At 57.4% G+C, this 2089-nt stretch carries 2 protein-coding genes; both read left to right on the plus strand.

Annotated elements, in window-relative coordinates:
• Positions 1–284: 284 nt before the first annotated feature.
• On the plus strand, positions 285–1445 hold the full coding sequence (locus ACP7A4_RS22965; protein ID WP_426248494.1) for an RNA-directed DNA polymerase: 1161 nt from the start codon (positions 285–287) through the stop codon (positions 1443–1445).
• A gap of 45 nt (positions 1446–1490) precedes the next feature.
• Positions 1491–2089: DNA cytosine methyltransferase (locus ACP7A4_RS22970; RefSeq protein WP_426248495.1), on the plus strand; the 599-nt coding region annotated here is incomplete at its 3' end.

The following is a 2089-nucleotide window of genomic DNA, read 5'->3' on the forward strand; positions in this document are numbered from 1 at the left end:
CTGCTCACCTCCTCCATTGGCAAACAAGCCAATGCTTGGAAACGCTCTACCCCAACCGCGCCCGCCATCTGAGAGTTACGGCTTTCAGGTCTGTGCGATTTTGAATCTGGTCGTGCCGCTGACCTCTGGGTCACCGCCATGCGCATCGGAGATACCGCCGGTCTAAAGCGTCCGGGCTGGTCTCGCGCAGTTTCCTCGCTGATCGGCATTGCCTTCGGCTTGGCGACTTAGATAGCACGATAGGTCGCAGCGCTCCGCCAACAACGCTTTCAACATGAACTTCGATGATGGCAATCAGAACAACAACGACAAGAACAACGAGCTCCGTGTCCGCCCCGTCCGCAGATTCGACTGTTGGTCCCTACCAGTTCGAGGATCTGGTGCAGGCTTATTACGACTGCCGACGATCAAAGCGCAACAGCGACAGCGCTTTGGCTTTCGAAGTGAACCTGGAACAAAACCTGATCCAGCTACACGACGACCTGATCGCTGGCACATACCAGCCTGGCCGCTCGATATGTTTTGTAGTCACCCGCCCGAAAGCCCGCGAAGTATGGGCAGCAGCCTTTCGGGATCGAGTCGTACATCACCTGCTGTACAACCATGTTGCTCCCCGCTTCTATGCCAGCTTCATCGCTGATAGTTGCGCGTGTATTCCAGGGCGCGGGACGCTCTACGCCGCAAAGCGTCTTGAATCAAAGATCAGAAGCGCCAGTGAGAACTGGTCGAAACCGGTTTTCTACCTCAAGTGCGACCTGGCCAACTTCTTCGTCGCGATAGACAAGCAGGTGCTGCGTCGCCAACTGGCCGCAAAGATCACTGAACCATGGTGGCTCGACCTAGCGGAGCAAATCCTGATGCACGACCCCCGCGAGAACTTCGAAACCAGAAGCCCGCGCCATCTGTTTGGCCGGGTGCCGCAGCACAAACGCCTCACGGCACAACCTGCTCACCTTGGGCTGCCGATTGGCAACCTGTCCTCGCAGTTCTTCGCCAACGTCTATCTGGATGCGCTGGATCAGTTTGCTAAGCACCGGCTAAGGGCAAAGCATTACATCCGCTATGTCGATGACTTCGTGTTCCTGCATGAGTCACCGCATCTGCTCAATGCCTGGCACGCAGAGGTCGAAGTATTCCTGAAGACACTAGGTGCGCGGTTGAACCCAACCAAAACCATCCTGCAACCGGTTGATCGCGGTGTCGACTTCGTTGGGCATGTGATCAAGCCGTGGCGGCGCACCACTCGCAAGCGCGCACTCGCTCAGGCACTCAAGCGAACAGCCACGGCGCCCGCTGAGGATCTGCGTGAAACCGCAAACAGTTACTTCGGGCTGCTCAGCCAGGCCAGCCACAGCGAGAAAGATCGAGCGGCACTGGCCAGGGTCGTGCTCAAGCGCGGTCATGCCGTCAACGGCAGACTGACCAAAACATACCTGAAGAAATAAACCTTCCCTCATTTGACGAATCACGCCGCCCGGCGAGGACCCTTTATGTCCACACATCAGAAGAAATACCCCTTCGATTTCAAAACCCAATACGGACTTGGCTTCAACCCTCAGGACGATGAGATCGTCGTGGACTTCTTCTGCGGCGGTGGCGGTGCTGGTACAGGTCTGGAAATGGGCCTTGGTCGAGCTGTAACAGTAGCCAAAAACCACAGCCCTGCAGCGATCAGCATGCACACGGTAAACCATCCGCATGCGAAACACTTCACCACTGATGTGTTTGAAGGCGACCCCGACACTGAATGCGGAGGCCGAGCCGTGGGTTGGTTCCACATGTCGCCGGACTGCACCCACCACAGCCAGGCTGCCGGTGGCCAGCCGCGCAAGCGCGAGATTCGTAACCTGTCGTGGATCGGCCTCAAGTGGGCAGGCATGAAGCGCCCCCGGGTGATCAGCCTGGAGAACGTGAAGCAGATCCTGCAATGGGGACCGCTTGTGGCGAAGCGCTGCAAATCGACCGGGCGTGTCATCAAGTTGGGTGGCGGAATCGCTGAGCTTGGTGAGGTGGTACCGGTTAACGAACAGTTCTTGGTACCCGATCCAAAACGCCGCGGTCAAACGTGGGCAGTTTTCGTGGCTGAATT

This window comes from Pseudomonas sp. TWR3-1-1 (assembly GCF_049896545.1).
Lineage (GTDB): Bacteria > Pseudomonadota > Gammaproteobacteria > Pseudomonadales > Pseudomonadaceae > Aquipseudomonas > Aquipseudomonas weihenstephanensis.

Coding starts and splice junctions, on each gene's coding strand:
- ACP7A4_RS22965 (WP_426248494.1), top strand. CDS start 285: ATGATGGCAATCAGAACAACAACGACAAGAACAACGAGCTCCGTGTCC.